Annotated in this window: 24 protein-coding genes; 16 read left to right on the top strand and 8 right to left on the bottom strand. The window is 69.7% G+C overall.

Annotated features, from left to right (window positions below):
• Positions 1-95: 95 nt before the first annotated feature.
• Entirely contained in the window at positions 96-968 is an 873-nt protein-coding gene (locus LXT23_RS19225; RefSeq protein WP_253981660.1) for an aldo/keto reductase family oxidoreductase, read from the bottom strand.
• Positions 969-1,072: 104 nt separating this feature from the next.
• Here LXT23_RS19225 and LXT23_RS19230 point away from each other — a divergent pair, with 104 nt between their 5' ends.
• Both LXT23_RS19230 and LXT23_RS19235 read left to right on the top strand, forming a co-directional pair.
• Positions 1,073-1,972 (top strand): LysR family transcriptional regulator, encoded by a 900-nt coding sequence (locus tag LXT23_RS19230; RefSeq protein WP_253981661.1) that lies wholly within the window; start codon positions 1,073-1,075, stop codon positions 1,970-1,972.
• A 26-nt stretch (positions 1,973-1,998) separates the two neighbouring features.
• Complete coding sequence (locus tag LXT23_RS19235; protein ID WP_253981662.1) at positions 1,999-2,763, top strand: hypothetical protein; 765 nt, start codon at positions 1,999-2,001, stop codon at positions 2,761-2,763.
• Between the two features lie 49 nt (positions 2,764-2,812).
• Here LXT23_RS19235 and LXT23_RS19240 read toward each other — a convergent pair whose 3' ends face one another.
• Complete coding sequence (locus tag LXT23_RS19240; protein WP_253981663.1) at positions 2,813-3,700, bottom strand: hypothetical protein; 888 nt, start codon at positions 3,698-3,700, stop codon at positions 2,813-2,815.
• 274 nt (positions 3,701-3,974) lie between these two features.
• On the opposite strand from LXT23_RS19240, the gene LXT23_RS19245 reads away from it, so the two are divergent.
• Positions 3,975-4,583 (top strand): hypothetical protein, encoded by a 609-nt coding sequence (locus LXT23_RS19245; RefSeq protein ID WP_253981664.1) that lies wholly within the window; start codon positions 3,975-3,977, stop codon positions 4,581-4,583.
• A gap of 261 nt (positions 4,584-4,844) precedes the next feature.
• Positions 4,845-5,483: a hypothetical protein gene (locus tag LXT23_RS19250; protein ID WP_253981665.1), complete on the top strand. Its 639-nt coding sequence runs from the start codon at positions 4,845-4,847 to the stop codon at positions 5,481-5,483.
• A 189-nt stretch (positions 5,484-5,672) separates the two neighbouring features.
• Here LXT23_RS19250 and LXT23_RS19255 read toward each other — a convergent pair whose 3' ends face one another.
• Both LXT23_RS19255 and LXT23_RS19260 read right to left on the bottom strand, forming a co-directional pair.
• A complete protein-coding gene (locus LXT23_RS19255) occupies positions 5,673-6,527 on the bottom strand; it encodes a hypothetical protein (protein ID WP_253981666.1) in 855 nt (284 codons plus the stop codon).
• A 41-nt stretch (positions 6,528-6,568) separates the two neighbouring features.
• Positions 6,569-7,894 (bottom strand): response regulator, encoded by a 1,326-nt coding sequence (locus LXT23_RS19260; RefSeq protein ID WP_253981667.1) that lies wholly within the window; start codon positions 7,892-7,894, stop codon positions 6,569-6,571.
• 117 nt (positions 7,895-8,011) lie between these two features.
• Between LXT23_RS19260 and LXT23_RS19265 the strand changes: the two genes are divergently transcribed.
• The 5 genes from LXT23_RS19265 (at position 8,012) to LXT23_RS19285 (ending at position 13,163) form a co-directional block, all read left to right on the top strand.
• The gene (locus tag LXT23_RS19265; RefSeq protein ID WP_253981668.1) at positions 8,012-8,374 is read left to right on the top strand and encodes an MXAN_6627.5 family MYXO-CTERM protein; all 363 of its coding nucleotides are present in this window, start codon (positions 8,012-8,014) and stop codon (positions 8,372-8,374) included.
• A 10-nt stretch (positions 8,375-8,384) separates the two neighbouring features.
• The gene (locus LXT23_RS19270) at positions 8,385-9,428 is read left to right on the top strand and encodes a class I SAM-dependent methyltransferase (RefSeq protein ID WP_253981669.1); all 1,044 of its coding nucleotides are present in this window, start codon (positions 8,385-8,387) and stop codon (positions 9,426-9,428) included.
• A 122-nt stretch (positions 9,429-9,550) separates the two neighbouring features.
• Complete coding sequence (locus tag LXT23_RS19275; RefSeq protein ID WP_253981670.1) at positions 9,551-10,996, top strand: UbiA family prenyltransferase; 1,446 nt, start codon at positions 9,551-9,553, stop codon at positions 10,994-10,996.
• Positions 10,997-11,009: 13 nt separating this feature from the next.
• On the top strand, positions 11,010-12,401 hold the full coding sequence (locus LXT23_RS19280; protein ID WP_253981671.1) for an FAD-binding oxidoreductase: 1,392 nt from the start codon (positions 11,010-11,012) through the stop codon (positions 12,399-12,401).
• Between the two features lie 24 nt (positions 12,402-12,425).
• Complete coding sequence (locus tag LXT23_RS19285; RefSeq protein WP_253981672.1) at positions 12,426-13,163, top strand: SDR family oxidoreductase; 738 nt, start codon at positions 12,426-12,428, stop codon at positions 13,161-13,163.
• Here LXT23_RS19285 and LXT23_RS19290 read toward each other — a convergent pair.
• Positions 13,144-14,181 carry a phosphatidylglycerol lysyltransferase domain-containing protein gene (locus LXT23_RS19290; protein WP_253981673.1) on the bottom strand — a complete coding sequence of 346 codons (1,038 nt, stop codon included), beginning with the start codon at positions 14,179-14,181 and terminating at the stop codon, positions 13,144-13,146. The genes LXT23_RS19285 and LXT23_RS19290 overlap by 20 nt on opposite strands.
• A gap of 71 nt (positions 14,182-14,252) precedes the next feature.
• Here LXT23_RS19290 and LXT23_RS19295 point away from each other — a divergent pair, with 71 nt between their 5' ends.
• The 5 genes from LXT23_RS19295 to LXT23_RS19315 all read left to right on the top strand — a co-directional run bounded on the left by LXT23_RS19295 (position 14,253) and on the right by LXT23_RS19315 (position 19,617).
• On the top strand, positions 14,253-14,870 hold the full coding sequence (locus LXT23_RS19295; protein ID WP_253981674.1) for a hypothetical protein: 618 nt from the start codon (positions 14,253-14,255) through the stop codon (positions 14,868-14,870).
• Complete coding sequence (locus LXT23_RS19300) at positions 14,867-15,652, top strand: lysophospholipid acyltransferase family protein (RefSeq protein ID WP_253981675.1); 786 nt, start codon at positions 14,867-14,869, stop codon at positions 15,650-15,652. The genes LXT23_RS19295 and LXT23_RS19300 overlap by 4 nt, the downstream gene beginning before the upstream one ends.
• On the top strand, positions 15,649-17,118 hold the full coding sequence (locus LXT23_RS19305) for a radical SAM protein (RefSeq protein ID WP_253981676.1): 1,470 nt from the start codon (positions 15,649-15,651) through the stop codon (positions 17,116-17,118). Before LXT23_RS19300 ends, LXT23_RS19305 begins: the two co-directional genes overlap by 4 nt.
• A 466-nt stretch (positions 17,119-17,584) precedes the next feature.
• The gene (locus LXT23_RS19310) at positions 17,585-18,097 is read left to right on the top strand and encodes a Uma2 family endonuclease (RefSeq protein WP_323379040.1); all 513 of its coding nucleotides are present in this window, start codon (positions 17,585-17,587) and stop codon (positions 18,095-18,097) included.
• Between the two features lie 155 nt (positions 18,098-18,252).
• Complete coding sequence (locus LXT23_RS19315; RefSeq protein ID WP_253981678.1) at positions 18,253-19,617, top strand: DoxX family protein; 1,365 nt, start codon at positions 18,253-18,255, stop codon at positions 19,615-19,617.
• Between the two features lie 15 nt (positions 19,618-19,632).
• Here the strand turns inward: LXT23_RS19315 and LXT23_RS19320 are convergent, their stop codons facing one another.
• Positions 19,633-20,700 (bottom strand): MBL fold metallo-hydrolase, encoded by a 1,068-nt coding sequence (locus LXT23_RS19320; protein WP_253981679.1) that lies wholly within the window; start codon positions 20,698-20,700, stop codon positions 19,633-19,635.
• A 155-nt stretch (positions 20,701-20,855) separates the two neighbouring features.
• Here LXT23_RS19320 and LXT23_RS19325 point away from each other — a divergent pair, with 155 nt between their 5' ends.
• The gene (locus LXT23_RS19325; protein WP_253981680.1) at positions 20,856-22,532 is read left to right on the top strand and encodes an FAD-dependent oxidoreductase; all 1,677 of its coding nucleotides are present in this window, start codon (positions 20,856-20,858) and stop codon (positions 22,530-22,532) included.
• Positions 22,533-22,536: 4 nt separating this feature from the next.
• Here LXT23_RS19325 and LXT23_RS19330 read toward each other — a convergent pair whose 3' ends face one another.
• Complete coding sequence (locus LXT23_RS19330) at positions 22,537-23,103, bottom strand: Uma2 family endonuclease (protein ID WP_253982333.1); 567 nt, start codon at positions 23,101-23,103, stop codon at positions 22,537-22,539.
• A 382-nt stretch (positions 23,104-23,485) separates the two neighbouring features.
• On the opposite strand from LXT23_RS19330, the gene LXT23_RS19335 reads away from it, so the two are divergent.
• Positions 23,486-24,271 carry a hypothetical protein gene (locus LXT23_RS19335; protein WP_253981681.1) on the top strand — a complete coding sequence of 262 codons (786 nt, stop codon included), beginning with the start codon at positions 23,486-23,488 and terminating at the stop codon, positions 24,269-24,271.
• A gap of 63 nt (positions 24,272-24,334) precedes the next feature.
• On the opposite strand, the gene LXT23_RS19340 is transcribed toward LXT23_RS19335, so the two are convergent.
• Positions 24,335-25,432, bottom strand: a complete 1,098-nt coding sequence (locus LXT23_RS19340; protein ID WP_253981682.1) for an NAD(P)/FAD-dependent oxidoreductase — start codon at positions 25,430-25,432, stop codon at positions 24,335-24,337.
• Positions 25,433-25,494 lie beyond the last annotated feature (62 nt).

Here is a 25,494-nt window from a genome sequence, read left to right on the forward strand (position 1 = left end):
TTACGAGCATGCAGCGCGGCGGCCTCGCGATGGCTCCGTCGAAGGACACGCTAGAGCAAAGCGCGCTCACGTCGTCTTCGGGGGACGAGCCGAGGTCAGGTCCGCTCGGCAAGACGGTTCAAGGTGTCCAGGTCCTCGGCGCTCAGGGTGAGCGTGGCGCTTGCGAGGTTCTCCCTGAGGTGTGTGAGCGACGACGTGCCCGGGATGAGAAGCACGTTGGGGGACCGGTGCAGGAGCCAGGCCAGCGCAACCTGCATCGGTGTCGCGCCCAGCCGCGCGGCCACGTCGTTCAGCGCGCTCGACTGCAGCGGCGTGAAGCCGCCCAGCGGGAAGTACGGCACGTAGGCCGTACCCCTGGCGGCGAGCTCGTCTATCAGGGCGTCGTCATGCCGGTGCGTCAGGTTGTAGTGGTTCTGCACGCAGACGATTTCGACGAGCTTGCGACCCTCGGCGACCTGCGTCGGCGTGACGTTGCTCAAGCCGATGTGGCGGATGAGGCCGCGCTGCTGAAGCTCCGCGAGCGCGGTGAGCGGCGCCTCGATTGAGCCTTCAGCCGGACCCGCGACGTCGAACATCGCACGGAAGTTCACGACCTCGAGCACCTCGAGCCCGAGATTGCGCAGGTTGTCGTGGACCGCGCGCTCGAGGTCAGCGGCGGAGAACGCAGGCTCCCACGAACCGTCGGGGCCGCGCACCGCGCCGACCTTGGTGGCGATGACCAGCCCGTCGCGATACGGATGCAGCGCCTCACGGATGAGCTGGTTGGTCACGTGGGGGCCGTAGATGTCACTGGTGTCGAGATGGTCGACGCCCTGGGCGATGGCCTCTCGCAGCACGGCAACCGCCGCCTGGCGGTCCCTGGGCGGGCCGAAGACGCCGGGGCCGGCGAGCTGCATGGCGCCGTACCCCACGCGGCGGATGGTGTGTGTGCCGAGGCGATAGCTGCGGGAGATGTGGCTGAGGGTCATGGCGAAGCTCCTGGGTTGCTCGACGCTGCCCACCCTCTACGCAAGGAAGCACTGCACGACTACCGGTGGCAATCCGCACAGGCCGTGCGAAAATCCGCACAACGATGGATGAGCTCGCTGACCTCACGGCATTCATGACGGTCGCTCGCGAGGGCGGGTTCCGCAGCGCTGCTCGCGTGGCGGGGAGCAGCGCTTCGCGCATGGGAGACGCTGTCCGTCGGCTGGAGGCCCGGCTCGGCGTTCGGTTGCTGCATCGCACCACGCGCAGCGTGACGCCTACGGACGCAGGGGGCCGGCTGCTCGAGCGGCTCGCGCCTGCGCTCGGCGAGGTGCGCTCGGCGTTGGACGTGGTCAACGACTTCCGCGACCGCCCCGCGGGACGCCTGCGGCTCAACGTCCCGATTGCGGCGGCGCGGCTCGTGCTGCCGCGCATCGTGCCGCCGTTCCTCGCGAAGTACCCCGACATCTGTCTGGAGGTCATCGCCGAGGAGCGCCTCGTCGACGTGGTGGCCGAGGGCTATGACGCGGGCATCCGCTACGAAGAGCGGCTCGCGCAGGACATGGTGGCTGTTCCCATCGGCCCTCGCGTCCAGCGCTTCGCGACAGCCGCCTCGCCCGCCTACCTCGCCCGTCGTGGGCGCCCCAGACATCCGCGCGAGCTGCTGGAGCATGCGTGCCTGGGGGGGCGGTACACGAATGGCCCGCTGCATGCGTGGGAATTCGAACGCAACGGGGTGACGCTCAGCGTCGCTCCGAAGGGACCGCTGACTGTCGGCCTTGGCACGACCACCGACCTCGCAGTGGATGCGGCCGTGGCTGGCACCGGAATCATCTACGGCTTCGAGGACTGGCTTCGTCCCTTCATCGACCGAGGCGAGCTCGAGCCCGTACTGGAATCATGGTGGCCGAGCTTCTCCGGGCCATTTCTCTACTACCCCGGTCGTCACCACCTCCCGACGCCGCTGCGTGCGTTCATTGACTTCGTCAAATCGATGCAGCCCTGATGCGGCTGAATCATCGAGAGCGAGCCATGCGAAACCTCATTCTCTGGACCCTGCTGTTGTTCTCCACGACAACCCTTGCCGCCGAGACACGGCTGGTCGTGAGGGCTCGCGCCCGGGACGGCAAGTTCGTCGGGACATCCATGGGGGGCGTGCGGGTGGTGCTTCGGGATGCGGAGTCCGGCCAGGTGCTGGCCAGCGGGGTCACCTCCGGCTCGACAGGCAACACCCAGACGCTGATGAAGCAGCCACAGGTGCGGGGGGCGCCGCTCGCGGATGAGGCATCCGCGAAGTTCACGGCCACCCTGGACATCACCGAGCCGCGGCTGGTGACGGTGGAGGTGTCCGGGCCGCTCGCGCAGCGGCAGGCGCTCGTGACCAGTACGACCCAGCTCTGGCTGCTGCCCGGCAAGCACCTCGAGGGCGATGGCCTCATCCTGGAGCTGCCTGGCTTCGTGGTGGATGTGCTGGCGCCATCCGCTCACGAGTTCTTCAAGCTCGCGGGAGACAAGAAGCTCACCATTCCGCTTCGCGCCAACCTCACCCTCATGTGTGGCTGCCCAACGGAGCCCAAGGGGCTCTGGGACTCCAACCGGTATGCGCTGCAGGCCACGGTGAAGCACAACGGGAAGCCGCTCACCCAGCTCCCCCTGAAGCATGCCGGGAAGACCAGCACCTTCGAGGGTGAGCTCGTCGTACAGCAGCAGGGCGCATACGAAGTCACGGTGACTGCGTACGACCCCGTCACCGGCAACGCCGGAGTGGACCACACCACGTTCGTCGTCGAGCAGTGACAGGGGGGACCCCGGCCCGCAACCTCACTCGAAGAGGCTCCGAGCGCTGTTAGAGGCAACCCGGCGGCGGCCGCACGCACTCGACGATGGGCCCACAGTCCGCCCTGCAGTTGATCCGGGTCTCCGGGGGCTCGCAGATGCCATCGCCGCAAGTCGCGGGGCTACAGTCCCGAGCACAGGAGAGCTCCGTTTCCGAGCCATTGCAGATGCCGTCGCCACACCGGACACAGTCCGCCTCGCACGACTCACCGGGGTCACAGATGGTGTCGCCACAGGACATCTTCCGGAGGCGGAAGCTCTGGAAGCACCCACCCGAGCGGTCATCCATGTCCATGATGATGGACGCGGACGTGGTCGAGGTCACGGTCTTCAGGCCCGTGTTCCTGCACTGCCCATTGTAGTTCTCATCCTCGAACTTCACGTCGAGGGCCACGTCGCTGCGCCCCGAGAGGCTGAACGAGAGGACACAGCCCCCCGAGCGTCCGTCGGTGTTGATTCCCCAATAGGGTGCCAACACCGGGCTGCTGCTGCCGGTCACAGGAATCAAACGGGAGCCGGGATTGCCGCACTGCCCGTTACCCGAGAAGACACCGTCTCCCTGAAAGTCGGCCAGGATCGTCAACCCGGACAGCTCGCCCTGCGGGTCGACGATGCCGAGCGTCTGCTGGCAGCCGCCAGAGCGCGAGTCCGTGTCGAGGTCGACTCGGGTCGTCCACTCTCCCAGGCCCTTGCCTTCATAGACATTGATTCCATTGTTGCATTGGCCGTTCGCGAAACTGTCCGCGTGGAAGTCGTGGTAGAAGACCACGCTGCTGATTGCATCGCGACGGGTGCCGAGTGCGTCAGCGGATGGCTCTTCTTCGACGGAACCACAACCAGCGGAGAGGCCCGCCGCAGCAGCGATGACCGCCGCCTGGGAGATGTAGCGCTTGAGCATGAGCTGTACCTTCGATGGAGACGACTGTGCGGGGTGGAGGCAGACGACTGGCGACGCAACGCATTGTATTTTCAGCCCGCGAAATCAGCTTCGAGGTTCGCATGGCCTCATCAACGCGAGTCATCGCCGAGGCAGGATATACATTGCGAATTCAGGACTGTCGAGCTTCGCCGTTCAAAGCCTTCAATGCACAGGGGTCGTCTCTCACCCAGGTTGTTGCTGTAATCAGGTAACTATTCGTAACCGCTCACTTCATTCCCTCACGCGCCGCGGCATGAGGCGCGGTGAAGGCGGGCCGTATGTCTTCCAGCGGCTCGCCGAGCAGCGCGCGACCGACGACTCCGAGCGGATTGAGGCAGGCTACGGGGTAACATGGTCCCCGTGGGAGGAGGCGCCGATGAAGAAGCCCAGGACGCGGTGGCAGCAGGAGTTCGCGCCGGCCAGGAAACGCAACGAGGCCCTGCGCCTGTTCAGGGAGCGCTTGCTTGCCCTCCATCCCAGGGCGGAGTGGCCGGAGTGGGTCGACTCCTCTGTCATCATGCACCTCGACGTCCCTGCCTCCGGCAAGAGCACGTTCTCATTGCAGGCCTCCCCAGACCCCGCGCTTGCCCCGGGTCTACATTGGGAAGAGGTGAACGGCTCCAGGATGCTTGTCAGCATCGACAAGGAGACAGGCAAGAGGGGGGTCATCATTCACTGGTCGACGCATCCCTCGGAGATCGTGACGCTCTTCTCGGCAGTCCTCGATGACGAGACGTCGCAGGTGACGGTGCTCGTCGACAACGACTTCTCGAAGCTGGAGGGAGCGAAGTTCTATCGGGTTGAGTCGTACTCTGGGTTGACCCGGTGCCTGTGGCACCAACTCGCCGAAGATGACGAGTGAGGGAACCCGCCTTCAGCGCGTGGTGCGGAGGCCCTTCAGCACGCCTGCGACGTTGACGCCGCCGCGGCACCTGCCTCATTCAAGGTCAGTTGTCTCCTGGCAGGGGACAGTGACGCGCGTCACGGGAACAGAGGCGAGCCGCCAAGTCCTCGGGATGAGGGCGGAAACACCCTCGCGGGCGGGCGGGTGTGAGCCGGGGCACAGGGCGTGCAATCCCGTCCTGTCGCAACACGCTCCACATTCCAACCCGAGGAAGAACAAATGAAGACGTTCCGAAAGCTCCTCTTCCCGCTGGTCCTCTCCGTGATGGCAAGCGCCTGTGGCGGCAGCGACAAGGATGATGACACTGGCGACGGCAGCGGCGCGAAGCTGGGCGGCGGCAAGCAGGGCGCCGCGAAGGCGCTGCACCAGGCCAACCGCCCGGTTCGCGGCGAGAGCAGCGGCTTCGGCCAGGGGCTCGTGGCGATGGCGCTGCCGGATGTCTCCTCCGAGCGCACGGAGCCGGGCGCGGCCGGCGGCAAGGCCCTCGTGAAGGAGACCGTCAACGTCGCGGCGACCGGGGACATCCGCGTGGAGTCGGTCATCCAGTACGTCGACTACTCCGAGGACGGGAAGAACCGCTTCAACGGCACCATGACGGACACGGTGGTGGTGAGCGCCTCGAGCGGCACCGGAGAGGTGCTGCTCACGTCGAAGGGGCGCGTGCAAATCACGGGTGAGGTGACCGACTTCCTCGACGCCAACGCGACGTTGAAGGTGGGGGGCGCGGAGATTTCGGCGACGACAGGCGAGGTCTCCATGAACATCCGGGGCACGCTCACCACCTCGTCGGGGGTGCACACCTACGCGGATGAGGCCATCAGCATCGTGGCGGATGGCACGCTGCCCGTGGCCCCCTAGACTTCCGTGCCCGCCACGCTCCCTTCGCGCGGCCCCTGCGAGCGCGCGGAGGGGAGCTGGCGGAGGACCGCGGTGGCCCCGGGCCGACAACATCTGCAACACCCACTCCCGCCACCTGGGGTACCGGGAGCTCAATACGGGCGGCGCGCAGGACTACACGCTGACCTTCACCCCCTGCCCCTCGGAGCCTCAGTCGCGGGCCAGGTGCGCCCTCATGATTTTCGCGAAGCTCTCACGCTGCCTTGCCCCGGAGCGACGCAGGGAGTCCAGCGAGGAAATCCAGAAAGGGTCGAGCCGCGTCAAATCCTCGCTCACCACCTCGACGAGCGCCTCGAGGAAGTGCCGGACACGCTCCGGCTCCAGCCGCGCGGAGTGTGGCACGGCATTCCAGTCCTGCTCCACCACCTGGGTGACCTCTTCCTCTTCAAAGGTGACCACCCGGAACGTGATGGAGAGGGAGTGGTCCGGACACTCCTGGGTCTCCACCCAGTGCATGAGGGTGGCGCCTGTCTCGAGTGCTGGAAAGCCCTCGAGCCAGCCCTGCAGCGCCTGGGGTGAGAGTTCCTCGCCGGGCAGGAGCGGCTCCGTGACAGCCTCTTCGGGCAAGAGGTCGAGCGCCGGCAGGTCGGGTGTGCCGGTGGGCGAGAAGACCACGGAGCCGATCCGTCTGCCGTCGTCCCCGACGTACGTCGAGAATGCGTCGAGCCGACGCGCCTCCAGGTCGAAGACGTAGATGTAGGCCACGAGCCCCGTCTCGTCCGGCGCGACCCGCGGGCCGGGGTCCTGCTCCGTGTGGCGTTCGCCCGCCGTCTCCTTGGGCTGCTGCATGCAGTTGGTCCAGCCCCAGGGGGCCTCATCGATGAGCTGGCGCACCACGGCCTGGATGTCGCCCTGCTCGTGCCGCACGCGCTCCATGAGGTGTTGCCCGAGGCCCGTCGGGGAGCCATCCCACCAATGATCGACCCCGCGCCAGGGCCGATGGGAGACGTGCTCGGGGACACCCGAGCCCGACGTGTACACAGCGATTGCTCCTGGAATCGACATGGCACACTCCCACCCGAGGATGGCCCCGGGCCCCTGTGCCCCTACGAGCGCTTGTCGAGGATGCCCAGCGACATCATCGCCACCAGGAAGCCGTAGACGACGTGCTCGGGGCGGTTGGCGAAGGCCAGCAGCTCCGCGACGGTGCGGTTGCCGTCAATCTTGGGCAGCAGCTCCGCCTCCCACCGCTCCAGCTCCACCTCGTTGAGCTGGTACGCGGGGGCCACGGCGGGGATGAGCCGGTCCTCGGGCTGGAGCAGCCGGCGCAGGCGCTCGGGCTTGTAGAGCTTCTTGATGCCCCGGACGATGAGGTTGGCCGGGTGCACGTCCAGCTTGATGGACTCCGCGGAGGCCTTCTCCTTGAAGCTCATCACGTACGTGCCCTCATCCCACGCGAAGAGCGAGTAGATGACGGCCTTCACCTGCTGGCCCACGTAGTACAGCCGCTCGGTGTCCTTGAGCAGGCCGCGCTCCACCAGCACGTCGCCGGTGCGACGGTTCGTCTGGGCGGCCACGGCGGACGCGTCCTGGAGCTGCTCGGGCTTTATCTTCCCCACGCGCACCAGGAACTGGCCGAAGCGGTCCGCGAGCAGGTTGGAGAGGGCGAACACCGGGGTGCCCTTCTCGAAGTAGACGACCTTCTTCACCTTGCCCTTCTGCACGCCCAGCTCGCCCGTCTCGCGGGAGAGGTAGAAGGCGGTGAGCAGCGAGGGCAGGTTGTCCTTCAGCTCGCCGCGGCGGCTGCCCGGCGCGCCGCCGCCGGCGGGCACCGGGTCCGGCGGCCGGCCCGGGGTGGGCGGGCGCACCTGGGTGGACGGCACCTTCTGCATGGGGCTGGCGGTGAGGTTGGCGCCGCGAATCTCCGCGGTGATGTTGCCGCCGCCCGTCACCTTGATGCGGCCCGTCAGCTCCATCACGTCCTGCGGGCCCTCGTCCTCCACGTCGATGTCCAGCTCCACCTCGAAGGCGTCCTGGAGCGAGGCGGCCGGAGGGGCCTTCTTCTCCGGCGGGAGGACCTTCGTCATGGCCTCCAGGAGCTTCTGGGCCTCGAAGGGCTTCTCGAAGTAGCCGGCGGCCTGGTACTTCGTCCGCGACTCCATGGCGTGCTTGCCGCCCTTGAAGACGCCGGTGATGAAGAGCAGCGGCAGCTGGGGGTTGTCCTTCCGCAGCGCGTCCGCGAGGTGGTACCCCATCATGTCGGGCAGCAGGATATCCAGCACGGCCGCCGCGGGCGGGTTCGCCCGGGCCACGTCAATGGCCTGCTTGCCGCGATTGGCGCCGATGACCTCATAGCCCGCCTCCTCGAAGAGCTGAGTGAGGAGGGACAAGAGCTCCTGGTTGTCATCGACGACGAGAATTCGGGGTGCCATCGCGGGGCGTACCGTACCAGATGCCGGGGGAAGGGTCAGACAATCCGCCGCCGGCCCGGGCCCGTTTCCGCGGGGGATGCATCTGTCGGCCCGGGGGGTTAGGGTGACGGCCTCGTGATGTCTCCCACCCGTCATCCCTTCCGCTCCCATGTGGTGGGCCTGCTGGCCTGCCTCCCCCTCGTGCTGCCCTTCGCGGCGCTGGCGCAGACCCCGTCCGATGGAGGGATTTCCATTCCGGATGCCTCCGTGGGCGAGGGCGGGCCGGACCGGGACAACGAGGAGGGCGAGGGCGGCGCCGGACGGGTGAACACCGTCTGCCGCAGCACCCGGGACTGCTCGCCCCGCTTCACCTGCCATGAGGGCACGTGCCGCTACACGGGGGTCCGGCAGGCCGAGCAGGGCTGCGTGCTGGGCGCGGAGGCGGCGCTGGTGCTGGTGGGGCTGGCCGCCCTGGGCGCGCGCCAGCGGCGGAACCGGTAGAGGCACACGCATGCGGCTGGGGCTCAAGGCGGACAACCTGCTGGAGCGCGTGGCGGACTGGTTCAACCTGGCCCCCCAGCCCCTGGCGCATGCCTTCTTCGGGATGATGGCGTCGCGCACGCTGATGGCGGGCGCGCGGCTGGGTGTCTACGCGCAGCTGGCGGAAGCGCCCGCGTCGGCGGACGCGCTGGCGGAGCGGCTGAAGCTGTCGCCCGAGGGCACCCGCACCCTGCTGGAGGCGCTGGTGGCGTGTGAGGCGCTGGAGCGCCAGCGCGACGGCCGCTACCGGCTGGCCCCCCGCTCCAAGCGCTGGCTGGACCCGCGCTCGCCGAAGTACGTGGGCGCCTTCCTGGAGTTCAACTACGCCCAGTGGGACTGGTGGACGGGGCTGGAGGGCGTGGTGCGCTCCGGTCAGGCCGTGGACATCCACCACTTCGCGCCGGAGGACCCGCGCTGGCGCGACTACATCCACGCCATGCACCAGCTGGCGCGGCTGGCGGCCCCCGAGGTCGCGGGCGCCATCCCCCTGCCCCGCGGGGCGAAGCACCTGCTGGACCTGGGCGGCGCGCATGGCTGGTACGCGGCGGAGCTGTGCCTGCGCCACCGGGGGCTGAAGGCCACGGTGCTGGACCTGGAGGGCAGCGCGCGGGTGGGCCGGGACATCATCACCTCGGCGGGGCTGAGCCACCTGGTGACCCACCGCGAAGGGGACATCCTCAGCGCGGACCTGGGCGGGCCCTACGACGCGGTGCTGCTCTTCCAGGTGATGCACCACCTGTCCCCCGCCCAGAACGTGGCCCTGCTGCGGCGGGTGCGTGGCGCGCTGGGAAGCAAGGGGACGCTGGCGGTGCTGGAGTACCTGCGCGAGGACGTCCAGGCCCCCAGCAGCTCCGCGCCCCTCATCGGCCTGCACTACTTCCTGACGTCCGGCGCGGCGGCCTACACCCCGGCGGAGGTGGAGGGCTTCCTGGACGACGCGGGCTTCAAGATTGCCCAGAGCCGCCCCATCCGCCACCTGCCCCTCCAGACGCTCCTGCTGGCACGGCCGGACTGAGCCTGGGCCGGGCGGCCCGGGCGGCCCGGGCGGCCCGGTCTCCTGGTAGACGGCCGGGCGGCCCCGGAGGGTCTTCGCGGCCCCCCATGTCGCTCCGGTGCGCTACCGTGCGGCCTTCCGTGATGCTCCCCGAGAAACCCCTCCCAGCCGACCCTCCGGACGTGCCGCTCGCCGTCGACCTCGACGGAACGCTGGTGCGCACGGACACGCTGCACGAGAACCTGCTCGCCCTCTTCAAGCACGCGCCCTGGCTGCTGCTGCTGGCACCGCTGTGGATGCTCAAGGGCAAGGCCTTCTTCAAGGCGGAGGTGGCGCGGCGGGTGTCATTGGACGCGTCCCGCCTGCCCTACCACGACGAGCTGGTGGCCTGGCTGCGCGAGGAGAAGGCGCGCGGCCGCCGCCTGGTGCTGGCCACCGCGGCGGACCGGCGCATCGCCGAGGGCGTGGCCGCGCACCTGGGCCTCTTCTCCGAGGTGTACGCCAGCGACGGGACGGTGAACCTGTCGGGCGCGCGCAAGCTGGCGAAGCTGAAGGAGGCGCTGGGGACGTTCGACTACGCGGGCAACGACACGGTGGACCTGCCGCTGTGGCGCGAGTGCCAGCGGGTGGTGGTGGTGCACGCGCAGGCCGGGGTGCTGAAGCGGGCGCACGGGCTGGGCCGCCAGGTGCACCGCGTCTTCGAGCGGCCCCCCGTGGGGGCGCGCACCTGGGTGAAGGCCCTGCGGGTGCACCAGTGGGCGAAGAACGCGCTCGTCTTCGTCCCCCTGCTGGCCGCGCACAAGGCGACGGACCCGGCCATGCTGGTGAAGGCGCTGCTGGGCTTCGCGGCCTTCAGCCTGTGCGCCTCCAGCGTGTACGTGCTGAACGACCTGCTCGACTTGGAGTCGGACCGGCGGCACCCGACGAAGCAGAAGCGCCCCTTCGCGGCGTGCGCGCTGCCGGTGAGCACCGGGGTGGTGCTGGCGCCCGCGCTGCTGCTGGCCGGCGCGGCGGTGTGCCTGCTGTTGCCGCCCGCCTTCGCCGCGCTCCTGGCGACGTACTACGCGCTGACGCTGGCGTACTCGCTGCGGCTGAAGCAGGTGGTGATGCTGGACGTGCTGGTGCTCGCCGGGCTGTACACGGTGCGCATCTTCGGCGGCTCGCTGGCGGTGGGCGTGCCCACGTCGAGCTGGCTGATGATGTTCAGCATGTTCCTCTTCCTCTCGCTGGCGCTGGTGAAGCGGCTGAGCGAGGTGCGGCGGCTGCGGCTGTCCAACGAGACGGCGGCGCACGGGCGCGGCTACCTGGCGCAGGACTACGAGCAGTTGGCCAGCCTGGGGGCCGCCTCCGGACAGGTGTCCGTGCTGGTGCTGGCGCTCTACATCACCTCGAAGGAGGTGACGGCGCTGTACACCCACCCCGAGCGACTGTGGCTGCTGTGCCCGGTGATGCTGTACTGGGTGGGGCGGGTGTGGGTGCTGGCGCACCGCGGGCTGGTGAACGAGGACCCGCTCGTCTTCGCGCTCAGGGACCGGGTGAGCTACGCGGTGGGCCTCGTCTCGGCATTGGTGCTATGGGCCGCCCGGTGAGAGGAGCCGTGTGATGAAGGCCCTGGAGTCCTGGGGGCGCTACCCCCGAGTCGAGCAGCGCACGCAGCCGCTGGTGTGGCGCACGGACGCGCTGCCCCAGCCGGGCGGCACGGTGCTGCCGCACGGCCTGGGCCGCAGCTATGGCGATTCCTGCCTCAACGGGGGCGGCACGCTGCTGCTCACCGCGGGGCTGGACAGGCTCATCTCGTTCGATGCGGCCACGGGCGTGGTGCGCTGCGAGGCGGGCGTCTCGCTGGACACGCTGCTGCGGCTGGCCGCGCCGCGCGGCTGGTTCCTGCCGGTGACGCCGGGCACGAAGTTCGTGACGGTGGGCGGCGCCATCGCCAACGACGTGCACGGGAAGAACCACCACCGCGGGGGCACCTTCGGCCGGTACGTGCGGCGCTTCGAGCTGGTGCGCTCGGACGGCAGCCGCCGCGTGTGCGCGCCGGACGAGAATCCGGACTGGTACGGGGCGACGATTGGCGGCCTGGGACTCACCGGGCTCGTCACCTGGGCGGAGGTGCAGCTCAAGCCCATCAGCAACCCGTACGTGCTCCAGGAGACCGTTCCCTTCGGGAACCTGGACGGCTTCCTGGAGGTCGCCCGCGAGTCGGAGAAGGACTACGAGTTCACCATGGCGTGGGTGGACTGCCTGGCGCGCGGCAGGAAGGTCGGCCGGGGGCTCCTGTACCGGGGCAACTTCGCGCCGCCGCAGTTCGACGGGCTGCCGCTGGCCAAGAGCCACCTGTCCCACGGCGTGGGGCTGGCGGTGCCCATGGACATGCCGGCCTTCTGCCTCAACCGGCTCTCCGTCTCCGCGTTCAACTGGCTGTACTACCACCGGCAGAACGGCAAGCCGAAGCAGCGGCTGACACACTACGACCCGTTCTTCTACCCGCTGGACGCCATCTACGGGTGGAACCGCATCTACGGCCGCAAGGGCTTCCTCCAGTTCCAGTGCGTGGTGCCCTACTCCACCGCGCGGGACGCGCTGGCGGAAATCCTGGAGCGCAGCTCGCGCGGCGGGCTGCCCAGCTTCCTGTCGGTGCTGAAGACCTTCGGCGACATCCCCTCTCCGGGGTGGCTGTCCTTCCCGCGCCAGGGCGTGACGCTGGCCATGGACTTCGCCAACCGCGGGGAGAAGACGTGGCGGCTGGTGGAGGAGCTGGACCGGGTGACGCGCGAGGCGGGCGGGGCGGTGTACCCGGCCAAGGACGCGCGGATGAGCCCGGAGAGCTTCGCGGCGTACTTCCCCCAGCGCGAGCGCTTCTCGCGCTACGTGGACCCGGCCTTCTCCTCGTCCTTCTGGCGGCGCGTGAATCCGGTGGCGCTGCCGTTCTCCCTGGAGTCGGAGCGGGGGCCTGCGGCCTCGCGGCCCCAGTCCCTGCTTGCGATTCGCTGACCCCTCTTCGAGATTGCGCACCCCATGAAGAAAGTGCTCGTCCTCGGCGCCACCAGCGCCATTGCCCAGGCGACGGTGCGGCTGCTGGCCGCGCGCGGAGCCTCGCTGTACCTCGTCGGCCGCAACGCGGCGAACCTGGAGGCGGTGGCGCAGGACGCCACCACGCGCGGCGCCGCGAAGGTGGAGTCGCGGGCGGTGGACCTGAACGACTTCGCCGCGCACGAGTCGCTGGTGGACGCGGCGTATGCGGCGCTGGGCGGGCTGGACGGCGTGGTGCTGGCGCACGGCGTGCTGGGAGACCAGACGGAGGCGCAGAAGTCGTGGGCGGCGACGGAGACGGTGCTGCGCACCAACTTCCTGAGCGCGGTGTCCCTGCTGACGGTGCTGGCCAACCGCTTCGAGGCGCAGAAGGCGGGCACGCTGGTGGTGATTTCGTCGGTGGCGGGAGACCGCGGCCGGCAGAGCAACTACGTGTACGGCGCGTCCAAGGGCGCACTGAACGTGTTCCTCCAGGGTCTGCGCAACCGGCTGGCGAAGTCCAACGTGGCCGTCGTCACCGTGAAGCCGGGCTTCGTGGACACGCCGATGACGGCGCACATCCCGAAGAACAAGCTGTTCGCCTCGCCGGAGAAGGTGGCGCGCGGCCTGCTGAGCGCCGCGGATGCGCGCAAGAACGAGGTCTACGTGCCCGGCATCTGGGCGCTCATCATGCTCATCATCCGCACGATTCCGGAGACGGTGTTCAAGCGGATGAAGCTGTAGCCGGCAGCGTGCCCCTGCCCTCGCGGGGCTTGTCGGTGAAGCGCTGCCGGATGAGTTCCCCGAAGGGCACGCCGGTGGCACGCAGGAAGGACAGCAGCGCTGTCACGGCCCACGGCGAAGGCGTCACGAAATAGCGCTGCGGCGTCATGCCGGGGAAGGCGTCCTTCAGCTCGCGCAGCCGGGCAAGGTAGTCGACTCCCGCGAACCGGCGCTCCATCCACTGCACCTGTCTCGCCAGCCCCGGTGTGCAGCCCTCGGTGTCCACGCCGTACAGCGGGCAGAAGCCCAGCGAGAGCTGCGGGACTCCCTCCTCGCGCAGCCGGGCCGCGAGCGTCGCCACGACGGCGTAGTACACGCCCCACAGCCGCGTCGGTTCGAAGCGGATGAGGTTGAGCAGGTACCCCTGGGCTCGTCCTTCCTCGAAGTACGGGTCCAGCACCGCGTAGCCGAACACCCGGGCGTCAACGCCCTGGCGCAGGAGGAACATCCGCGCCAGCCCGTCGTCCTCGAGCGTGAGCGGCCGGTTGATGAAGCGCATCTCCACCGGCACCGAGCTGCGGCGCAGATACGCGCGGGTGATGGCGTCCACCCTTGCGCGCTCCCCGGAGTCCAGCGCTGACGGGCGGACCTCCACCACGTCGAAGCCGCCCCGCACGGCCTTCTTGAGCGCGCCGTGGACCCGGGAGCTTCGCCCGGCGTCGGGCGCTTCGAGCGACAGCACCTTGTCCACGCCCATGCCGCTGACCCGGTAGCGAGCCCCGCCCAGCTCCGCGGCCAGCATCGCGATGTCTCGCTGGACGTAGAAGAAGAGAGGACGCCTGCCCGCCTGGAGGAAGCGCTGGAGCAGCGCCGCCCGGTCTCCCGGCGCGCACACCGGAGGACCGAGCGTCAGGTCGAACCCGAGCGCTCGCTGATAGGCGATGTAGCCGAAGGAGGTTTCGAAGTACGAGAGGCCCGCCTGGAGCGTCGAGTACGAAATCGGATCCGCGCCGTGCGCGCGCACCAGGTCGTGCTTCACGCCATCACGATAGCGGGACCGGGGGCCCGGGAGCGAGACGCCGACCTGACGTGGCATAGTCCACGTGCGTCATGGGCACCCCGCCATATCTCCAGGAGCGCTTCGGCTTCTTCGTGAAGCACGGCCACCTCGACCGGGTGCCCTCGTCGTGGCAGGTCCGCGTGGGCGGTATGGCCATGCTGCCCGTCACCCTGAGCGAGAGCGAGCGGGAGCGCGCTCGCAGCAGGACCACCCTGATGGGCCAGGTGCCCATCCGCGTCCCGCTGCAGATTCTCTACAACCCGCGCCAGCTCATCGCCGACTCCGGGCTCACCCAGCGCCCGGCCAGCATCGTCCGGCACGTGGTCAGCGTGTACCATGAGGATGCCTTCCTCGGTTACGACCTGCAGCTCCTCCAGTCCCACCCGGGCGGCCTCGCGCTGCTGCGTGAAGAGGCCGCGAAGGTCGTCGAGGGCCGCACGCGCTGGGCCCCCTACCTGCGCAAGCTGGTGGCCTGGCCCGGCTACCACGCACGCCTGGTGGATCTGGCCGAGGCCGCCGGGCGCTTCGAGTATCCAGACCCGCTGGACGTGGACCCGCGCTTCGCCTCGCTCGTCGGCTTCGCGAAGTTCTGTCTCTCCATGCCGGACTGGCCCGAGCGCGGCTTCTACAGCTTCGACTTCGACACGCTGCTGGAGCGCTGGAAGTGACGCCCGGCACGCTGGAGGCCGTGGACCCGGAGTTCCAACGGCGCCATGCCGGCTGGTTGACACGCGCACTCCACACCTGGTTCCGCGTGGACGTGAGCGGGATGGAGCACCTGCCCTCGGAGCCATTCCTCGGCGTGGGCAATCACAGCGGCGCGGTGATGATTCCCGACACGCTGGTGTGGATGGGCGCGTACCACACGTCCGGCCGCCAGCCGCCGCTCGTGACGCTGGCGCATGATGGCATGTTCGACGTGTACCCACGTCCGCTCGCGAGCGCGCTGGCGAAGCTGGGCGCCGTGCGGGCCCGGCACGAGGTCGCCGCCGAGGCGCTCCGTCGGGGATACGCCGTGCAGGTGTACCCGGGCGGCGACCACGATGCGTGCCGGAGCTTCTCCCGCAGGAACGAGGTCGTCTTCGCCGGCCGCAAGGGCTACGTGACGCTGGCCCGTGAAGCGGGCGTGCCCATCGTCCCCGTGGTCTGCGTGGGCGGGCACGAGGCGCTCGTCGTCCTCTGGGATGGGGCGTCGCTGGCGCGGAGGCTCGGGACGGACCGCCGCTTCCGGCTGAAGACGTTTCCGCTGTCGCTCAGCCTTCCCTGGGGGCTGTGGCTGGGGCCGCTGCCCGGCTACCTGCCCCTGCCCACACGCATCCGCGTGCGGGTGCTGCCGCCGATTTCACCGGACGGTGGGGACGTGGACGCGGTGGACGCGCGGGTGCGGGCCGCCATGCAGCGCGCAATGGATGAGCTGGCGAGGGGGCGACGATTCCCATGGCTCGGATGAGGGTTTCCCGGTTCGACGAAGCGCTGGACGTGCACACCGCAACGGAGGCGGAGCTGGGAGCGCGGCTGGAGCGACTCTGGGACCAGGAGCCGCTCTTGCGGCCCCAGCCAGAGATGCACGACTACCAGCTCACGTACCCGCCCGCCGTGCAGATGGAGAAGCGCCCCGGGTACCAGCGCTCGCCCACGGACGAGGAGTACCTGCGTGACGCGGTGGGCCCGTTCGGCGCGGGCGGCTACTACTTCCACTTCGGCTTCTGTCGCTATCGCTGCCGCTACTGCTTCCACTACGAGCTGGTGACGAAGCACACCGACGAGCTGATGTCGCGGTATGTGAATGCGCTCGGGCTGGAGATGCGGCGCGTCCGCGAGCTGACGCCCCGGCTCAAGCGCGCGCTGTACTTCCTGGGCGGCGGCACGCCCACCGCCCTGCCCCTGCACCTGCTGGAGCGGTTCCTGGAGCGGCTGCTGTTCCACTTCGGCCCGCCGATGACGTCGATGAGCACCGTGGAGGCGAAGCCGGTGACGGCCTCCGAGGAGAAGCTCCAGGCGCTGGTGCGGGCGGGCTTCCGCCGCATCAACCTGGGCGTGCAGACGCTGGACCCGGAGCTCTACGCCTTCCACCACCAGAAGGAGGAGCTGCGCATCGCCTTCGAGGCCATCGAGCGCGCCCGACAGTGCGGCTTCGAGTTCGTCAACATCGACATCATGACAGGGCTGGAGAGGCAGACGCCCGAGTCCTGGCGGAAGACGCTCGCGGAGCTGGAGCGGCTGGCGACGAGTGGCGCGGTGGACAGCGTCTTCATCTACCCGTACCACGATGACCCGCGCAGCGGGACGTACGGCAAGCCCGGCGCGGTGCCGTCCTGGGTGCAGACGGCGCACAGCGATGCACAGGCACGGGCGATGTTCTCGCGGCTCGGGTGGAAGGAGCTGGGAGCGCGATTCTACCGCTCGCCCCGGCACGTGCGGCGCGAGCTGTTCGAGCTTGCGCGCGTGCGCGTGAATCCTGCGTACGGCGAGGTGCTGTACCACGGGCTCGGGAACTCGAGCTTCTCGATTGGGGACCGGGCCACGTTCCTCAACCACCGCGACGTGAACGACTACTGCGCGGCGGTGGAGAAGGGCGGGCTGGGCATCGCGTACTGGCGGACGCTCGACGATGCGCAGCGGGCGACGCGGGACGTGACGTTCGACCTGCTCTACAGCCCGTTCACCCGGGTGCGCTCGCGCGCGAAGAAGTACGGCGCGGAGACGATGGTGGCGCACCGCGAGCGGCTGGCGCGGTGGGTGGAGCTGGGACTGGGCGAGGAGAACCGGCTGCTCGGCACGTTCAGCCTGTCGCCGCTGGGCAAGCTGGTGCACCAGCAGCTGATTCCCCAGCACTACCTGCCCGAGGACCGCCGCGAGCTGGCCGAGGCGATGGAGCTGCGCCAGCAGGCGGGACGGCGGTACCGGGGGTACTGAGTCGCGACATGGGCACGGCCTGCACGTCGACGGCCCCGGCCGAGGCCCTCCGTGGAAGGAACGCTCCTTCCACGGTCGTGGGCCGCCCGCCCCCGGAGAAGCTGGCGCGTGGAAGGAACGTTCCTTCCATAGTCGTGGGCCGCCCGCCCCGGGAGGCTGGAGCGCGGAATGAACATTCCTTCCGCGGCCGTGGGCCGCCCGCCTCCGGAGAGGCTGGAGCGTGGAGGGAACGCTCCTTCCACAGTCGTGGGCCGCCCGCCCCAGGGGAAGCCGGAGCGCGGAATGAACATTCCTTCCGCGGCGGCCGGCCCGGCAGGCGGAGGGGTCGCCGACGTGCACCGGAAGGGGCGGCGCGCTGCTTGTCAGACGGTGCTGATATCCCCACACTCCAGGCATGGCCTACGGCGCGCGAAAGCAGGAGGGTCCCGCAACCCTCGCCGACCTCGAGGCACTGCCAGAGGGCGTCGTGGGCGAGATCATCGATGGAACGCTGTACGTGCATCCCCGGCCCCGGGCCGGACACACCGACATCCTGAGCGGATTGCTCACGGAAATCCGGGGCCCCTTCCAGCATGGAAGAGGAGGTCCCGGAGGCTGGTGGATCCACGCCGAGCCGGGCATCCGGGTGGGTGGCTCCCCGGAGTTCGTCCCGGACCTCGCTGGCTGGCGCAGGGAGCGTGCGCCCCGGGGCGTGCCCGACGGCTCCTGGAGCATCGCCCCGGACTGGGCGTGTGAAATCCTCTCGCCCTCGAAGCGAGGATATGACCAGCGCATCAAGCGTCCCTTCTACGCGCGCATCGGCATCCGCCACCTCTGGTTCATCGACCTGGAGAGCCGAACGCTCACCGCGAGCGAGCTGAGGGATGGCGGCTGGTGGGAGCTGGGCGTCTACGGAGAGGACGACGTCGTCCGCGTGGCCCCCTTCGACGCCATCGAACTCCGGCTGGGCGAGCTGTGGCCCATCATCGACACGCGCTGAGTCACCTCGGGCTCGGGCTGAACCTGGTCGGCTCGGGGCTCACCTTCGTGCCTCCCGTGAACATGCCCTGACCACCCGGTTGCAGGGATGGTTGCCTTTCGAGGCCCTCTGGAGCAGGGCTTCCACCGCCCGGGATAGGCTGGCCCACGCCCGCCATGACCTCCGCCGCGCCCCAGCCCGCAGCCCCCGAGCCGCTCGCGCTCCATCCCTCCCCGCCCCTGCCAGGGCCGCCGATGACAGTCGCCGCGCCGGAGCCCTGGGGCCTCGTGCGGCGCATCGCCTTCCGGTTCGCTCTCGCCTACCTGTTCCTCTACTCCTTCCCGTCCCCGCTGGACGCCCTGCCCGGCACGGACAGCCTCGTCAAGGCCATCAGCGAGGTCGGCCACACCGTCATTCCCTGGGTGGGCAAGCACGTGCTGCGCCTGGAGACGGACATCACCATCTTCACCAACGGCAGCGGCGACACCACGTACAACTACGTGCAGGTGCTCGTCCTCTTCGCAGTCGCCCTCGTCGCGGCGGCGGTGGGGTCCATCGTCGACCGGCGCCGCACCCAGTACGTCCAGGCGCACGACGTGCTGCGCGTCTACGTCCGGTACGTGCTGGCCATGAGCATGCTGTCCTACGGCCTGGCCAAGGTCTTCCACATACAGTTCTCCTTCCCCCAACCGGAGCGCTTCGTCCAGCCGCTGGGCGAGTTCTCCCCCATGGGACTGGTGTGGACCTTCATGGGCTACTCGAGCGGCTACACCTTCCTCGCCGGCGCCGCGGAGTGCGTGGGCGGCCTGCTGCTGCTCTTCCGCCGCACCACCTCGCTGGGCGCGGTGGTCCTCATCGGCGTCATGGGCAACGTGGTGGCCCTCAACTTCTTCTACGACATCCCCGTCAAGCTCTACTCGTCACACCTGCTGCTGATGGCGGTGTTCCTGCTGCTGCCGGACGCCCAGCGGCTCCTCCATGTCCTGCTGCTCAACCGCCCCACCACCCCCCGGAAGCTTGCCACGCCCGTGCCTCTCTCCCAGCGCGAGGCACGGGGCGTGCTCGCCCTGAGGGTGCTCTTCCTGGGCGCGGTGGCCTGGGCGTTCTTCCAGGAGTTCAGCGCACTCAACGCCTGGTTCAAAGCCGCCGCGCAGCATGCCCTCCTCGGCCTGTACACCGTCGAGTCCTTCACCCGCGACGGGCAGGTGCTGCCACCCCTGCTGGGCGACACCACGCGGTGGCGGTATGCGGCCGTCAGCAGCCATGGCCGGATGACCGTCCGGCTGATGGATGACACCGCGAAGCGCTTCGGGCTGAAGGACGACGCGGCGAAAGGCACCGTCACGCTCACCGACGGCACGGGGGACGCGGCGAAGACGAGCGTGCTCACGTACTCCCAGCCGGACGCGGAGCACCTCGTCCTCCAGGGCCCCTTCCAGGACGGCACCATCGAAGTCCACCTCAAGAAGGTGGACGTGTCGCAGTTCCTGCTCGTCCGCCGCGGCTTCAACTGGATACAGGAGTACCCCTTCAACCGCTGAGCCGGGCCGGCGCGCTCAGTCGCGGCTGGCGGCGGCGGGGGTGCTCGCCGGCTCCAGCGGGGGCACGTCCCGGCCCTCGCCAAAGGCCAGGGCCCAGAAGCGCGGGCGCACCGGCTCTCGCGCCAGCAGCCACAGCAGGTGGTACTTCGCCTCGTCCTGGCCATCCAGCGCCAGCTCGAAGGTGCCGTAGTGCATGGCCACCGACGTGGCCGCGCGCAGCACCTTGTGCGCCTGGAGCGCTTCCTCCGGCCCCATGTGCACCGGCCGGAACGCCGTCGGCCGGTAGGCGCCGATGGGCAGCACCGACAGCCGCATGGGCCCGAAGCGCTCGGCCATCATCGCGAACTGCGGGCCGTAGCCCGTGTCCCCCGCGAAGAGCACCGGCCCGCCCGACGTGGACAGCACGTAGCCCGCCCACAGCGTCGCGGACACGTCCGTCAGCCCCCGGTTGGAGCGGTGCTGCGCCGGCACCGCCGTCACCGTCCGCCCCGGCGCCACCTCCGTGCCCTGCCACCAGTCCAGCTCCACCACCCGCCCGAAGCCCTCGCCGTCCAGCAGCGCCTTGTTGCCCAGCCCGACGACGAAGAGCGGGTGGTGCGCCTGCTCCAGCCGCCGCAGCGTGGGCAGGTCCATGTGGTCGTAGTGGTTGTGGCTCACCATCACCACGTCGATGGGCGGCAGGTCCTCGAAGCGGATGCCCGGCGGCCGCACCCGGTGCGGCCCCAGGAAGGGCACCGGGCTCGGCCGGTCCGAGTAGATGGGGTCCGTCAGGACGTTCAGCCCGTCCGCCTGGAGCAGCACCGTGGCGTGGTTGATGAACGTCACGCGCAGCTGCCCTGCCCCTACCCGCTCCGGGGGAGGACGGCCCGGCGGATGCTCCTCGTACTCGCGCCACGGGCCCCGGGGCTCCGCGCGGAGCGCATCGAACACGTCTCCCAGGCCGAGCCGCTCCACGGGCTCCAGGTTGTGGAACTGCTCACCGTCGAAGTGCGCCGTCACCGGGCCCTGGTGGCGCGGGCCCGCGAAGAGACAGCCGCCGAGCAGCGGAGCACACAGCAGCAGCAGCGCGAGGGGCTTCGTCATGGGCGGAGAAGAGGAGTCCAGGTGCGGCATGGGGACGGCGCTCCAGAAGGTTCGAAACCGGGCCCGGCATCATCCCATCCGGGGCCAGGCCGAGGAAGCACCCCACGAGGGGGAGGCTCGTTGCGACGGGGCGAGGCCCTTCCTACGTTCGTCACATGGAGGCGTCCCCCACTCCCGTCGAGCCGGCGCTGGACCCGAGCGACCCCTACGCGCGCGCGGCGCAGACCTTTCCCCATGTCAGCGCGGAGATGGGCGAGCGCATCGCCGCCTATGGAACGGAGGAGCGGCTGCCTGGCGGCACGCTCCTCTTCCAGCGGGGAGACCGGGGCGTCGACTTCTTCTTCGTGCGCGAGGGCGCTGTCGAGGTCTTCGACTTCGACCCCCACGGCGAGCCCCACGTCTTCGCCGTCCACGGCGAGCAGGAGTTCACCGGCGAGCTGGACCTCTTCACGGACCATCCCTTCCTCGCGAGCGCCCGCACCCGCGGCGACAGCGTGGTGGTCCGGGTGAAGCAGCAGGACTTCCGGCGCATGGTGAGCAGCGAGCCCGACATCGGCGAGGTCATCATGCGCGCGTTCATCCTGCGCCGCGTGGGGCTCATCCGCCATGCGCAGGCCGGAGTGGTGCTGGTTGGCTCCGGCCACTGCGCCGACATGCTTCGGATGCAGCGCTTCCTGACGCGCAATGGCTATCCCTTCCGGCTGCTGGACATCGACGACGACCCGGACGCCGACGGCTACCTGTCCTGCTTCAAGCTGACGCCCGACCAGCTTCCCGTGGTCATCGCCCCGGGCCGGCACGTGCTCCACAACCCGTCCAACTCCGCGCTGGCGGATGACCTGGGCATCAGCGAGCAGGTGGACCCCGAGCATGTCCACGACGTCGCCGTGGTGGGCGCCGGCCCGGCGGGGCTCGCCGCCGCCGTGTACGCGGCCTCCGAGGGGCTGGGGACGGTCGTCATCGAGTCCCTGGCACCCGGAGGACAGGCGGGGACGAGCTCGAAGATAGAGAACTACCTCGGCTTTCCCACCGGCATCTCCGGCGAGGCGCTCGCGGGCAGGGCGCAGGTGCAGGCGCGGAAGTTCGGCGCGCGCATCGTCGTCTCCCGCCCCGTGATTGGCATCGACTGTGAGCGCAGGCCCTACCGCCTGCACCTGGAGGACGGGCGCATGGTGACGGCGCGCACGGTGGTCATCGCCACCGGGGCGCGCTACCGCAAGCTCGACGTCCCCGACCTGGCGCGCTTCGAGGGCCAGGGCATCCACTACGCCGCCACGGCCATGGAGTCGCACCTGTGCGCGGGGGAGGAGGTCATCGTCGTGGGCGGTGGGAACTCCGCCGGCCAGGCCGCCATCTACCTGTCGCGCACCGTGGCCCATGTACACATGCTCGTGCGCGCCAGCGGGCTGGCCGCGACGATGTCCGACTACCTCGTCCAGCGAATCGCCTCGTCGCCCCGAGTCACGCTGTACACACACAGCGAAATCACCGCGCTGCAAGGAGACCTGCTCCTGCGCGAGGTGACGTGGGTCCACCGCAAGACGGGGGAGCGCACCACGCGCCGCATCGGCAACGTCTTCGTGATGATTGGCGCGGAGCCGAACACCGACTGGCTCAATGGCTGCCTCGAGCTGGACGGCAAGGGCTTCATCCGGACGGGACAGGACGCCCAGGGACAGGCACTCGCCTCGCCCTATGCCACGTCACGCCCTGGCATCTACGCGGTGGGAGACGTGCGCTCCGGCTCCGTGAAGCGCGTGGCCTCGGGCGTCGGTGAGGGCTCGGTGGTGGTGCAGGCCATTCACGGCTTCCTCAACCCCGGGGTGGTGTGAGGCGTCAGCGCTCCCACAGCGATGCCAGCCTCACGGGAAGCGCTTCGAAGGGGTCGACGTGGACCGTGACGTCGCCCGTGTGCGTTCCGAGCAGCAGCCAGCGGTCACCCTCCAGCCGGTAGACTTCCAGCGTCTGGGGACGCGGGTCCGCGAGCCACAGGTGCTTCACGCCCTCTCGGGCGTACACCGCCATCTTCCGGGCCCGGTCCAGTGCTTCCGTGGAGGGCGAGAGCACCTCACAGAGCCAGTCGGGAGCAAGCGTTACACCCACCACGTCCGGAATCTCCGGCATGCGCTCGCGCCGCCAGCCCGCCAGGTCGGGCACCAGCGCGTCGCCCCCCAGGTGCAGCTCCGGCTCGGGAATGAAGACCCACCCTCCGGGGCCTGATTGACCCGGCTCTTCGTCGAATGGCCCCAGTGTCTTTCCGAGCCGGAAGGCCGCCCGACCGTGTCGCAGCCGGGGCCGGGGGCTCACGTACAGCTCGCCCGCGATGATTTCACCGACGACGTCTGGCGGAAGGCGCTCCAGTGCCTCGTAGGCGCGCCCTGGTCGTGGTGGCTCGTCGCTCATGCCCTCAGGATGCGGCCCTGCGTACCCCGTCGCAAGCCGCTCCTCCCTCTCCACCTGGATGTCCTCGCTCATGTGTCGAGCATGCACCATACCCCTGACATCTCTTCGCGCACATGCAACGTGGCAGGTCCCCTCTCTTCAATGCGGTCCGAACCCCTGCTCCCGTTCGAGCCGAAAGCGCCGGACGGCACGCTTCGTGACTTCCGGCGCTACAAAAGTGGGCCCGCCCGTGACCCTTCACGCCACACCTCCAGCGCCCCTGCACTCTGAAAGCCTTACTCGAATTTCACGGCCTTCGGCTTGCACATGTCTGTCTTGCCTTCATGCTTCCGACGGACGCCCTCCCGCGTCTCCCTCGCGGTGCATGAATGGCGGAATCGATATGCGAAAGATTGCCCTCCGGCTGTCTGGTCTTGCCCTTCTCCTCGGAGCGCAGGGAGCCGCCGCGTACGACTACAACTGCGACCTCACGAACGCAGGCGGCACCACGGCCTACGACATCGCGGTCGTCCTGAGTGGGACCGAGAACATCACCTCGACGTTCGACGGGTATAGCGACGGGTCCTTCCTGCATGGACACTTCCACAACGTCACCCATACGCCGACCGCGGCGGGTGACACGGTCATCCACTGGATGAACATGGAGGGCAATGACTCTCCCATCCCGCCGGGGAAGACCATCCACGTGGGCTGGCAGTCCGAGGACTGCAAGAGCACCATCAAGGACATGTACTGGACGGACAAGTATCACCGCCGCATCCGTGGCAGCGTCGTCCATGACACCAGCCACGGCATCTTCTACCGTGACTCGCGCTGGCCGGTCCTCAACCTGGGCAACTGGCTGGAGACGCGGGTCCCCATCACCGTGCGCAACCTCCGCTTCGCGGTCGTCCCGCGCGCGCTGCCGCTGGCCGCTCTGGCCTCCAACAACCGGGAGCTGGTGGCTTCGCTGCGCCCGGTGTCGGATGCCGCCATCACCCTGGCCCCCGGCCAGGAGGTGAGCGTCGCGATTCCGGCCGCCGTCGAGCCGGACCAGGCCGTGGTCGCCTTCTTCGAGACCGGCCTGGAGGGGTCCGCCGCTCGCGTGGGCAACTTCGTGCAGCAGGTGAACGTCCTCAACGGCCCCTGCTCCTTCCGCGCCATCCCTGCCCCGGTACCGCAGCAGTAGGCGTCTCCGGATGGCGGCGCGTGGAGCCTTCGCGCGCCGCTGCTTCCGGGCAGGGCCTGCTCCTCAGGCCACCACGGCGTGGAGGATGCGCTCGAAGAGCCAGGGGCTCCTGCCCAGCAGGCGCACCACCGGCCGGCGCAGCCTGGGACGGCGGGCCAGCATCAGCAGCGCGTGAGTCGTCCAGGCGTACTTGCGGAACACGCGCTGGAAGCAGCGCTCATACGGCTGCAGCGCGTCGCGCGTGGCACCCTTCGCCAGCGCGTCGGGCAGCAGCGTGCCCAGGGACTCCGCGCAGGTGAAGGCCAGCGACAGGCCCTCGCCCGTCAGCGCGTCCACGTAGCCCGCAGCGTCTCCCACCAGCGCGAAGCGGTCCGCCACCCGCGCCGTGGCCACCCGCGCCAGGGGCCCCGCGCCGCGCACCTGCGAGTCGGGCGTCACGCCCGACAGCCGCTCGGCCAGCCGTGGGAAGCGCGCCAGCAGCGTGTCGAAGCCCACGCGCCCCTCCACCACGCCGTCCTCCCAGAGGAAGGCCAGCCCCACCCTCCGCGCTCCGGCCGGCGTCACGTACGCCTCGACTCCGTCCGCGAAGTGGACCTCCACGTATGGCGTCCACGGTTCCACCTGGAAGTGCCGCCGCAGCCCGAAGCGCCGGGGCCCCGAGCTCTCCACCTCCAGCCCCTCCGCGCGCCGCAGCGGTGAGCCGAGGCCGTCCGCGGCCACCAGCATCCGCGCTTCCACCGGGCCGTCCGGCGTGTCCAGCGTCACGCCGTCTCCGGTGCGCCGGTGGGCGAGCACCTGCGTGCGCTCGCGCAGCTCCACGCCCACGGCGCGTGCACGGGCCACCAGCGCCGAGGCCAGCGCCACGCGACGGACGCCCAGGCCGCCCGGCCCCGGCAGCAGGCCCTCCGCCGTGGTGCCGTCCTCCTGCACGTAGCGGATGCCCACGAACGGCGAGCTCTCCTGGCGGTCCAGCAGCGCCAGCGCGCCCAGCCGGTCCAGCGCCGCGAGGCCGGGGGGCATCAGGCCCTCGCCGCAAGCCTTGTCCACGGGCGCCGTCGCGCGCTCCAGCACCACCGTGTTCAGCCCGCGCGCGGTGGTGGTGATGGCCACGGCCAGCCCGGCGGGGCCGCCTCCCACCACCGCGACGTCGTACCGCTTCACGAGGTGCGCTCCGCTCGTGCCAGGGGCTGCGCGCTGACTCTCAATGCGGATGCCGCCGTGCA

The sequence above is a fragment of the Pyxidicoccus xibeiensis genome, from assembly GCF_024198175.1.
Classification (GTDB): domain Bacteria; phylum Myxococcota; class Myxococcia; order Myxococcales; family Myxococcaceae; genus Myxococcus; species Myxococcus xibeiensis.

What these genes read in the sequence shown, in the direction of transcription:
- LXT23_RS19225 (WP_253981660.1), bottom strand. Translation starts at nt 968, where the DNA reads ATGACCCTCAGCCACATCTCCCGCAGCTATCGCCTCGGCACACACACC.
- LXT23_RS19230 (WP_253981661.1), top strand. Translation starts at nt 1,073, where the DNA reads ATGGATGAGCTCGCTGACCTCACGGCATTCATGACGGTCGCTCGCGAG.
- LXT23_RS19235 (WP_253981662.1), top strand. Translation starts at nt 1,999, where the DNA reads ATGCGAAACCTCATTCTCTGGACCCTGCTGTTGTTCTCCACGACAACC.
- LXT23_RS19240 (WP_253981663.1), bottom strand. Translation starts at nt 3,700, where the DNA reads ATGCTCAAGCGCTACATCTCCCAGGCGGCGGTCATCGCTGCTGCGGCG.
- LXT23_RS19245 (WP_253981664.1), top strand. Translation starts at nt 3,975, where the DNA reads ATGAGGCGCGGTGAAGGCGGGCCGTATGTCTTCCAGCGGCTCGCCGAG.
- LXT23_RS19250 (WP_253981665.1), top strand. Translation starts at nt 4,845, where the DNA reads ATGAAGACGTTCCGAAAGCTCCTCTTCCCGCTGGTCCTCTCCGTGATG.
- LXT23_RS19255 (WP_253981666.1), bottom strand. Translation starts at nt 6,527, where the DNA reads ATGTCGATTCCAGGAGCAATCGCTGTGTACACGTCGGGCTCGGGTGTC.
- LXT23_RS19260 (WP_253981667.1), bottom strand. Translation starts at nt 7,894, where the DNA reads ATGGCACCCCGAATTCTCGTCGTCGATGACAACCAGGAGCTCTTGTCC.
- LXT23_RS19265 (WP_253981668.1), top strand. Translation starts at nt 8,012, where the DNA reads ATGTCTCCCACCCGTCATCCCTTCCGCTCCCATGTGGTGGGCCTGCTG.
- LXT23_RS19270 (WP_253981669.1), top strand. Translation starts at nt 8,385, where the DNA reads ATGCGGCTGGGGCTCAAGGCGGACAACCTGCTGGAGCGCGTGGCGGAC.
- LXT23_RS19275 (WP_253981670.1), top strand. Translation starts at nt 9,551, where the DNA reads ATGCTCCCCGAGAAACCCCTCCCAGCCGACCCTCCGGACGTGCCGCTC.
- LXT23_RS19280 (WP_253981671.1), top strand. Translation starts at nt 11,010, where the DNA reads ATGAAGGCCCTGGAGTCCTGGGGGCGCTACCCCCGAGTCGAGCAGCGC.
- LXT23_RS19285 (WP_253981672.1), top strand. Translation starts at nt 12,426, where the DNA reads ATGAAGAAAGTGCTCGTCCTCGGCGCCACCAGCGCCATTGCCCAGGCG.
- LXT23_RS19295 (WP_253981674.1), top strand. Translation starts at nt 14,253, where the DNA reads ATGGGCACCCCGCCATATCTCCAGGAGCGCTTCGGCTTCTTCGTGAAG.
- LXT23_RS19305 (WP_253981676.1), top strand. Translation starts at nt 15,649, where the DNA reads ATGAGGGTTTCCCGGTTCGACGAAGCGCTGGACGTGCACACCGCAACG.
- LXT23_RS19315 (WP_253981678.1), top strand. Translation starts at nt 18,253, where the DNA reads ATGACCTCCGCCGCGCCCCAGCCCGCAGCCCCCGAGCCGCTCGCGCTC.
- LXT23_RS19320 (WP_253981679.1), bottom strand. Translation starts at nt 20,700, where the DNA reads ATGACGAAGCCCCTCGCGCTGCTGCTGCTGTGTGCTCCGCTGCTCGGC.
- LXT23_RS19325 (WP_253981680.1), top strand. Translation starts at nt 20,856, where the DNA reads ATGGAGGCGTCCCCCACTCCCGTCGAGCCGGCGCTGGACCCGAGCGAC.
- LXT23_RS19330 (WP_253982333.1), bottom strand. Translation starts at nt 23,103, where the DNA reads ATGAGCGACGAGCCACCACGACCAGGGCGCGCCTACGAGGCACTGGAG.
- LXT23_RS19335 (WP_253981681.1), top strand. Translation starts at nt 23,486, where the DNA reads ATGCGAAAGATTGCCCTCCGGCTGTCTGGTCTTGCCCTTCTCCTCGGA.